General features: G+C 65.8%; 9 protein-coding genes and 1 pseudogene. 2 read left to right on the forward strand and 8 right to left on the reverse strand.

Translation table 11 applies throughout. The features are described from left to right. Positions 1-262: 262 nt before the first annotated feature. The gene (locus tag AC1D00_RS25865) at positions 263-1,087 is read right to left on the reverse strand and encodes a dienelactone hydrolase family protein (protein ID WP_477012601.1); all 825 of its coding nucleotides are present in this window, start codon (positions 1,085-1,087) and stop codon (positions 263-265) included. A gap of 201 nt (positions 1,088-1,288) precedes the next feature. On the opposite strand from AC1D00_RS25865, the gene AC1D00_RS25870 reads away from it, so the two are divergent. After that, positions 1,289-1,516: a DUF2093 domain-containing protein gene (locus AC1D00_RS25870; protein ID WP_011090242.1), complete on the forward strand. Its 228-nt coding sequence runs from the start codon at positions 1,289-1,291 to the stop codon at positions 1,514-1,516. A 16-nt stretch (positions 1,517-1,532) separates the two neighbouring features. Here AC1D00_RS25870 and AC1D00_RS25875 read toward each other — a convergent pair whose 3' ends face one another. After that, positions 1,533-1,838, reverse strand: coding sequence for a hypothetical protein (locus AC1D00_RS25875; protein ID WP_027546030.1), 306 nt, complete (start codon positions 1,836-1,838; stop codon positions 1,533-1,535). Between the two features lie 559 nt (positions 1,839-2,397). Here AC1D00_RS25875 and AC1D00_RS25880 point away from each other — a divergent pair. After that, on the forward strand, positions 2,398-2,595 hold the full coding sequence (locus AC1D00_RS25880; RefSeq protein WP_235885729.1) for a hypothetical protein: 198 nt from the start codon (positions 2,398-2,400) through the stop codon (positions 2,593-2,595). A 369-nt stretch (positions 2,596-2,964) separates the two neighbouring features. Here AC1D00_RS25880 and lpxK read toward each other — a convergent pair. The 6 genes and pseudogenes from lpxK to AC1D00_RS25910 form a co-directional block, all read right to left on the reverse strand. After that, positions 2,965-3,615 (reverse strand): annotated as a pseudogene (gene lpxK / locus AC1D00_RS25885) (tetraacyldisaccharide 4'-kinase); the annotation flags it as partial. A gap of 45 nt (positions 3,616-3,660) precedes the next feature. Continuing rightward, a complete protein-coding gene (locus tag AC1D00_RS25890; RefSeq protein ID WP_404552754.1) occupies positions 3,661-4,995 on the reverse strand; it encodes a 3-deoxy-D-manno-octulosonic acid transferase in 1,335 nt (444 codons plus the stop codon). Next, entirely contained in the window at positions 4,958-5,671 is a 714-nt protein-coding gene (locus AC1D00_RS25895; protein WP_477012602.1) for a lysophospholipid acyltransferase family protein, read from the reverse strand. Before AC1D00_RS25895 ends, AC1D00_RS25890 begins: the two co-directional genes overlap by 38 nt. Further along, positions 5,668-5,913, reverse strand: a complete 246-nt coding sequence (locus AC1D00_RS25900; RefSeq protein WP_011090249.1) for a DUF4170 domain-containing protein — start codon at positions 5,911-5,913, stop codon at positions 5,668-5,670. Before AC1D00_RS25900 ends, AC1D00_RS25895 begins: the two co-directional genes overlap by 4 nt. 60 nt (positions 5,914-5,973) lie before the next feature. Then, positions 5,974-6,792 carry an inositol monophosphatase family protein gene (locus AC1D00_RS25905; protein ID WP_477012603.1) on the reverse strand — a complete coding sequence of 273 codons (819 nt, stop codon included), beginning with the start codon at positions 6,790-6,792 and terminating at the stop codon, positions 5,974-5,976. Continuing rightward, on the reverse strand, positions 6,779-8,170 hold the full coding sequence (locus AC1D00_RS25910; RefSeq protein WP_404552748.1) for a TldD/PmbA family protein: 1,392 nt from the start codon (positions 8,168-8,170) through the stop codon (positions 6,779-6,781). The genes AC1D00_RS25905 and AC1D00_RS25910 overlap by 14 nt, the downstream gene beginning before the upstream one ends. Positions 8,171-8,407 lie beyond the last annotated feature (237 nt).

Consider the following 8,407-nt stretch of genomic DNA (forward strand, 5'->3'; position numbering starts at 1 on the left):
GTTGCGCATGTGGGATGCGTTTAACCGACATCGTGGTCGAATGATGGCACCGCCATAAGCTGAAACCACCGCCGCGCGCGATCCGTAGATTCACCGTCGGCCATTATCCGTGCAGGGCGGTGGTCGATGCGGGGCTGTCCGCCTCAAACTGTTCCTCGGGCGGCCCCGCTTGGGAATCCGTCGCCTCGTAGCCCGCATGAGCGMAGCGATATGCGGGAACAGTCTKCCCGGCGCTTCGCTCATCCGGGCTACTGGATCTTCATCACCGCGCCAGCCACTCCGCGACTTCCTTCTGCGACTCCGCGCGTGCGACCGCATCGGTGCCGAGATGGCCGTGCTCGGGCACGGCGGCGTCGCTGCTGCCGCTAGCTGCGTGCAGCGGTGTGTTGGCGTGGTCGAAATCGTGATAGGCGCCGGGATAGACCACGATGCGCGCGAGCGCGCTGCGGCCATGCGCACCCTCGACCATCTGGCGGCAGGCCGGCGGCGACGACACGTCATCATTGGCGCCGATCAAGACCAGCGTCGGCACCCGCGTGCTCCAGCCGAGGCCGGCAGAAATCCGGCAATCCGGATAGAACGCGATCGCCGCGCGGAAATCCGGGCCTGCGTCGCGCGTCGCATTCTGCGGGCGCACCGCCCACAGCAGCGTGCTCGCGCCGTTGGCCCAGCCGATGAGGCTGACGCGGTCGCGCGCGACCCAGGCCTGCTTCATCAGCCAGGCGCGCGCGGCCGCGACGTCGGCGACACGCTCGCGCCGCGCCTTGACGTGCGTCTCCTTGACGCGGCATTGCGGCCCAAGCTCGCGCGAGCCGTAGCTGTCGGGCAGCAACACCGCGCTACCCGCCTTGAGCAACCGCTCCGCCCAGTCGCGATAGCGCGGCAATACGGGATCACCATGGCCGCCAAGGCCGCCGCAGCCATGCAGCGCGATCACGGTCGGAAACGGCCCCGCGCCCTCGGGCTTGTAGAGCTGCGCATGCAGGACGCCGGACGACAGCGGAATCTCGACCTGCTGCGGCGCAGGCGCGGCGCGCGCGGCCGACATCAGCAGCATCAGGAACAGGGCGGTCAGTCGAAGGCGCATCGGACTCTGCCGTATCAGGTGCCGGCCGCTGGCGCCGGGACGATCCTTCGCCCGAAGCACTATCATGCGAAAACGGCGACAAAACATCACAAACCGGTGGGTTTACCGGGCGGACAGGCCGCCCTATCTATGCTACATCCCGTCCAACACATCGTGCCCTCCAGGTTTTTTTACGGAGAGGCCTTCCACGGAGACTTTCGTGTGCTGAACAAGTTCGGCTCTTCCGGCAATGGCGAAGCGCAGGTGCAGTATCTCGACGGCGATTTCCGCGTGATCTCGCCGGGGACCTATGTGCGCTGCGCGATCACCGACACGCGGATCCCGCTCGACGAATTGAAATACTGGAGCGTGGACCTTCAAGAAGCCTATGCCACGCCGGCCGCGGTGCTGCAGCGGCATTTCCCCGGCGCGCCGAAGCCGCAGCCGTGAGGCCGCGCCTGCGCTTCTATTGCTGCTCGGTGGCATCGCCGCCCACGCAGGTCTTGATGAAGGTCTTCCTGGGCTCGCCGACGACCTTCTGATCGATCGCCTGCTTCAGGCAATCGACCCGCGCCTGTGCCATGCAGAGCTGCAGCTGGTCGCGCTTGTCCTGCCCCTTCAGGTTTTGCGTCGAGCCGAGGCATGTCACGCGCTTGGTCGCGGGAACCGGCACCGTGCCGGTCGAAGCGGCGGGCGGCGTCGTTTGTGCAAACACCGGCGCAACAATCAGACACACAAGGCTGGCGGCGACGGTCGCGGACGGCAGTTTCATCGAATTCTCCTGATCGGTCCCAGACCGATAGGCGTTTTGCGATGAATGTCGCGTGAATGATGTCGTCACGCTGGAAAGCCATTCCTTGTCGTCCTGAAGCGGCACCTCCCGGACTCCATCGCAAGGTGATCCGAGAAAAGTGGAGCGATTTCGTCGAGCCGGGAAGCACGAACCATGCAGCCTATCGCGAGGCATGGGAATGGATGTGTCGGCGTCTCAACTGCGCGTCTCCGAAATGATCTCCTCCGACCGATCCGCGTTGCATCGCATGGTGCTTGCACTCCCTGGTGAGTCATTTCGCGCTGTGGTTGGATTCTTTGTTGCGGGTCGGCGCCCTTAAGTTGTTTGACGAAGTCTTGGTGAAACAGAGGGCTGCTATGCTGCATGTTAGGTAACTGGCCCTGCTCTTTTTATCGCGCAGACAATCAAGTCAACCAAACGGCCATCGAGCTTTGGAATTGGCGCAGTCTGTGAACGGGCTCATATCGAAGAGCCATCCGGCGGGTTACGATCACCTCGAAAATTTGCGGTGGAATGTCTGTAAATCGGAAGCCAAACGATGGGGGTGATCATGCCCACCATACTGGACTTGCTCTATCGTGAATATTGCCGCGCCCGCCTCGCTGAAATGCGGAAACAGCTTCTGATCGCAGCTGAACGCGCCGAAGCTCTCGAAGCGCATTATCATCCTGCGGATCAGGGTGACGATGAGAGGACGGACGCACAACGCAAGACCGGTCGCGGCGTGCCGAATTGAATCGGCCCCAGGACCGGCGATCTCTCCCGCGTAGCAGTGGCCAAACAATTGGCAGCAGTTTGGGAGCAAGCAATGAATACACCCGAATGCTATACTGTCATGGTGGCCTGCGTCTCGTGCCTGACCATTATCGGATTGATGGCCGTTGGAGCGTGGTGAGCATGACTGATTGCCGAGCCGCGATCGCAGGCCGCTACCTGGGCGCCGCCGATGATTGCCGGGAGTTCGGCACGTCCCGGTGACGGCTCTCATGCAAGGCTACATCAACTCCCGAATGTGCGGAAGAGACTTCATCGGCCGCGACATGTCGCCCGGTCAATGGCGCGCGGTGTTGGGCTACGGCGGAGCAGCTTTGCCCGCCCTGCAAAATCATCGCCTGCCGAACCGCCGCTCGCGCGCCTTGTAGAGATGGTCGCTGATCAACTGCCGCAGCTTTGCCGGGTCATCGAATTCGAGCTGAACCGCGAACGGCACGATGCCGTCGGGCACGCCTTCGTGGCTGCGCAGGCGCGCGATGTCTTTTTCCGTCGTCACCAGCGTGAGCTGTTCGCGCCGGGCGTCCGCCGCGAGCGTGGCGATCTCCTCGGGCGAGAACACGTGGTGATCGGCGAAGGAACGCGTGCGCACGACCTCGACGCCGCAGGCGCGCAGGGTGCGGAAGAAGCGCCCGGGATCGCCGATGCCGGCGAAGGCGAAGACCCGCTTGCCGAGCAGCTGCGCGACCGAGGCAGCATCCGGCTTCAGGCGCGCGCGCAGCTCGGGCTTGTTGCGCTTGGCAAGCTCGGCGGCGACGTCGTTGGCGGCACGGCCGTCGCCGATCAGCACCAGCGCATCGGTGCGCGCGAGCTGGGCCTTCAGCGGCGCGCGCAGGGGACCGGCGGGAAACACGTTGCCGTTGCCGATGCCGCGCTCGCTGTCGATCACGATCAACGAGGTATCCTTCAGCAGACGCGGGTTCTGGAAGCCGTCGTCCATCAGGATCACGGTGGCGCCTTGTGATTTGGCGAGCGCGACGCCGTCGAGGTTTGGGACTGTGGGGAACGCGGCCGGTACCAGAAGGCCGGCTCACGCATTGGCGGCTCCCATCTCGATCCGCAATTGCAGCAGATACGGCTCGAGCGCGGTCATGGTGCGCTCCAGCGCGCCGCCGAGCTGCTCGACCACGCCTGCGCCTGCGTGCTGCAGCTTGTCGCGCACGGCGGGATCGGCCAGGAGTTGGCCGAGCTGCTTGACCAGAAGCTCCTGCGTGTCGGCCTGGCGCGCGCCGCCGCTCGCATCGAGCGCTTCGTAGACGTCGGCGAAGTTGAAGACGTGCGGACCGTGGACGATGGCAGCACCGAGCTTGATCGCCTCGATCGGATTCTGGCCGCCATGGCGGATCAGCGACCCGCCCATGAACACGATCGGCGAGAGGCGGTAGAACAGGCCGAGCTCGCCCATGGTGTCGGCGACATAGACATCGGTGGTCGCCGTCGGCAGCTCCTCGCGCGAGCGCAGCGCCGGCTTCAGGCCCGACGCGGTGATCAGGCCCGAAATCGAGGAGCCGCGATCCGGATGGCGCGGCACGATCACCGTCAGGAGCTGCGGGAAGAAGCCGACGAGGCTGCGATGCGCCGCCACCAGCATCTCGTCCTCGCCCGGATGGGTCGAGGCCGCGACGATGATCGGCCGCCCGCGCGTCATCGCCATCAGCCGTTCGAGCTTGGCGGGATCGGCCGGTGGCGCCGGCACGTCGAGCTTGAGATTGCCCGTGGTGAGGACGTCGCGGCCGCCGAGCGCGGAGAAGCGTTCGGCATCGGTCTTGGACTGCGCGAGGCAGATGTCGAAGCGCGACAGCAGCGCCGAGATGGTGCCGTACATGCGCTGCCAGCGCGGGAAGGAGCGCGGCGACATCCGCCCGTTGATCAGCACCATCGGCACCCGTCGCGTTGCGCCCGCCAGGATCAGGTTCGGCCACAGGTCGGATTCGATGAACAGCGCCAGCGACGGCTTCCAGTGGTCGAGGAAGCGCGCGACATAGCGCGGGGAATCATACGGCACGTATTGGTGGATGACGTCGGGCGGGAAACGTTTGGCCGCCACCGCGGCCGAAGTGACGGTGCCCGACGTGAGCAGGATGCGCAAATTGAGATCGCGCAGGCGCTCGATCAGTGCCGCCGCGGCCAGCACCTCGCCGACGCTGGCGCCGTGGATCCAGACCAGCGGACCATGCGGCCGCACGTCCCGGGACAGGCCGCGCCGCTCGCCGACGCGCGCGGGATCTTCCTTGCCCTGCTTCAGCCGCCGCTTGATCAGCGCAGGCGCGAGCGGCACGAGGCCGGAGGCCAGGCGTTGATACATCCGCAGCGTCATCGGGAGCGTGTCAGGCATCTTCCGGCCCCGGGCGGCCGAGCTGCGCATAGGCGCGCCGGGTCGCCTCGTTCAACGTCTCCTCCAGCTCCAGCCGCAGCGCTTCCATCATGGCGGCGTCGGCGTCCGGCGGAACGTGGATTTCCTTGATCCCGACCAATGCGCCCCGCCCGAATGGCAAATTGATGGTGGTGCGGTCCCAGTTCTTGAGCCGGATGAAGCGGCTGGTCGCCATCGCAAAAGGCATGATCGGCCGCCCCGATTCCCGTGCCAGCATGATGATGCCGAGCCCGGCCACGCGCGAGCGCTTGGGGACATCGGCGGTCAGGGCGACATTACAACCGTCCTGAAGCGTCCGCACCATTTCCTTGAAGGCGCCGACGCCGCCCTTGCGGTGGAAGGCGCCGCCATGGTCGCCGGAACCGCGGATGGTGCCGATGCCGAGCCGCTCGGCGGCGATCGCGTTGAACTCGCCGTCGCGATGCCGCGAGATCAGGACCCTGGCCTTGTACCAGTCCTTGTTCTTGATGAACGGGGTGAGGAAATGCTGGCCGTGCCAGAAGGCGAAGATCGCCGGGATCTGCGGCTCGACGATGTCATAGACGTCGGGCGGATTGAACGTGAATTTGTTGGTCCGCCAGACCAGACGCAGATATTCGGCCGCCAGGACCCCGACGGCACGCTGAACGAAGCTGCTCCGCAGCGTATTGCGAAGCAGCCTTTTCAACGCGCCTTCGTTTCTTGATTCGGGTCGAGCAGCCGGTGGAGATGGACGATGAAGTAGCGCATCTGCGCGTTGTCGACCGTGCTCTGCGCCTTGGCGCGCCAGGCGACGTGAGCGGACGCATAGTTCGGATAGAGGCCGACGATCTCGACGTCGTCGAGGTTCTTGAAGGTGTTGTGCTCGAGATCGAGCAGTTCGCCTCCGATGACGAGATGGAGCAGTTGTTGCGGGGCACTATCTGGCATGGGTTCTGTTCCTAACGGGCTGCCCGGCAAAGCAGTGTTCGACAAGCACAGCGAAAGCGCTCAGGGCAAGGGACGATTTCGAAAATGCGCGACAATGCTCGCATGACGATCGCGACCCGCTGCCACCAGCACCCCGTGCGCCACTTCCCGGCGGTTATAGAGGATGGGATCTCCGGAGAGGTCGCTCATCCTACCATCCGCTTCCTGCACGATCAAATCGGCCGCCGCAAGGTCCCAATCATGGCTGTTGCCGCCCGCAAAAGCCGCATCCAGCGCGCCATGGGCGACCCGGCAGAGTCGGAGCGCGAGCGAGCCGATTCGCGGGTGCAGCTTGATGTCGCCGCCGGAGCTGTTCAGCCGCTCGACCATCGGCTTGGGGCCGGCCATGCGGGAGAAATCGAGCGTTGACCCGGGCGTCGCCCGCACCGGCTTGTCGTTGAGCAGCGTGCCCTGGCCCCGCGCCGCGAAGAAGAACTCGCCGCTGGTCGGTGCGAACACCGCGGCCAGCACCGGCGCGGCGTCCGCGACCAGCGCCACGCTGACGCACCAGTCGTCATGGCCGCCCAGGTAGTTGCGCGTACCGTCGATGGGATCGACCACCCAGACAAGCCGCCGCGACAGCCGCGTGGCATCGTCGGCGCTCTCCTCCGACAGCCAGCCATAGTCGGGCGTGGCACCGCGCAGGCGCGCTTCGAGCAGGTCGTTGACGGCGATGTCGGCTTCCGACACCGGCGAGGACGCGCCCTTGGTCCATGTCTTCAGCTCGGTGCGGAACATCGACTGCGCGAGCGCGCCCGCTTCCCGCACCGTGTCCTTCAGCAGCGCCGCGTCGCGGGTCAGGATCGTCGCGTCGAGAGAGTTCGCGTCAGCGTCCGCCAAGCGTCAAACCCTCGATGCGCACCGTCGGCGCATTGATGCCGTAGCGGAACTCGAGATTGTTGGCGGGCTGCATCGACTTGAAGATCTCGAACAGGTGGCCCGCAATCGTCACCTCGCTGACGGGATAGGTGATCTCGCCGTTCTCGATCCAGAAGCCGGAGGCGCCGCGGCTGTAATCGCCGGTGACGCCGTTGACGCCGGAGCCGATCAGGTCGGTGACGTAGAAGCCCTGCTTGATGTCGGCGATCAGCTCGGCCGGCGTCGGCGTGCCGGCCTCGAGATGCAGATTGTACGGCCCGGGCGAGGGCGAGGACGAGACGCCGCGATGGGCGTGGCCGGTGGTGGCAAGGCCCAGCTCCCGCGCGGTGGCGCAATCAAGCAGCCAGGTCGTGAGCACGCCCTCGTCGATCAGCGCGGTCTGCTTCACCGCGACGCCTTCGGCATCGAAGGTCTGCGAGCGCAGGCCGCGCTTGCGCAAGGGGTCGTCGATGATGCGGATGTTCTTGGCGAACAGCTGCTGGCCGAGCTTGTCCTTCAGGAAGCTGGTCTTGCGCGCGATCGAGGCGCCGTTGATGGCGCCGACGACATGGCCGACCAGGGAGCCCGCAACGCGCGGATCGAACACGACCGGGACCTTGCAGGTCTCGACCTTGCGCGGATTGTAGCGCGCCACGGTGCGCTCGCCGGCGGAACGGCCGACGATCTCCGGCGACAGCAGGTCGGCCCCGTGCGGCGCCGAGGTGAAATCGTAGTCGCGCTCCATGCCGGTGCCCTCGCCCGATATCGCGGTGGCCGAGATGCCCTGGCTGGAGCGCAGATAGGAGCCGTGAAAGCCGGTGCTGGTGACGAGCACCATGCCGCCGATGCCGGCGGAGGCCGAGGCGCCGCCGGACTTGGTCACGCCCTTCACCGCGAGCGCCGCAGCCTCGGCTTCGAGCGCGCGGCGCTCGAGCTCGGCGGTGGCCGGCACATCGGGATCGAGCAGATCGAGATCGGGGAAGTCGCGCGCGAGCAGCACGGGATCGGCGAGGCCGACATATTTGTCGCTAGGTGCGACGCGCGCCATCGCGACCGCGCGTTCCGCGAGCTTGGTCACGGCATCGCCGCTGACGTCGTTGGTCGAGACCACCGCCTGGCGCTGGCCGACCAGAACGCGCAGGCCGACATCGTCGCCCTCGGACCGCTCGGATTCCTCGACACGTCCGTCGCGCACCTCGACGCCTTGCGAGACGCCGCGCACTGCGACCGCATCGGCCGCATCGGCGCCGGCGCGCCTCGCCGCCTCGACCAACCGCTGCGCGAGATCGGACAGCGCGGACTGATCGAACAGGTCACTATTGGCTTTGGGCGAAAGCGTCGAGCTTGGTGAAGGGTTCACAAACGAAATCCTGTTGGGGCGGGGTTCGGGACCGGAACCCACAGATGTGCCCTGGTAGCGCGGACTTCAAGCATTTTCAGCCCGCCAAAAGCTCAGATTCGCGACTTCGGCGCAACGTCTCGTCAATCATGCGCGCCAAGGTCTTGTCAATCATGAGCCGCGGTGACGCTGGGTTAACCAGCCTTTTTAAGCGGTTTCCGAACCGGGCGCGCTAAGGTCCTCGCATCGACCGGGAAC

This window comes from Bradyrhizobium sp. P2_E8, assembly GCF_056403875.1.

Excerpts from the sequence above, each read along its gene's own strand:
- AC1D00_RS25865 (WP_477012601.1), bottom strand. The coding sequence starts at position 1,087 with ATGCGCCTTCGACTGACCGCCCTGTTCCTGATGCTGCTGATGTCGGCC.
- AC1D00_RS25875 (WP_027546030.1), bottom strand. The coding sequence starts at position 1,838 with ATGAAACTGCCGTCCGCGACCGTCGCCGCCAGCCTTGTGTGTCTGATT.
- AC1D00_RS25880 (WP_235885729.1), top strand. The coding sequence starts at position 2,398 with ATGGGGGTGATCATGCCCACCATACTGGACTTGCTCTATCGTGAATAT.
- AC1D00_RS25890 (WP_404552754.1), bottom strand. The coding sequence starts at position 4,995 with ATGCGCAGCTCGGCCGCCCGGGGCCGGAAGATGCCTGACACGCTCCCG.
- AC1D00_RS25900 (WP_011090249.1), bottom strand. The coding sequence starts at position 5,913 with ATGCCAGATAGTGCCCCGCAACAACTGCTCCATCTCGTCATCGGAGGC.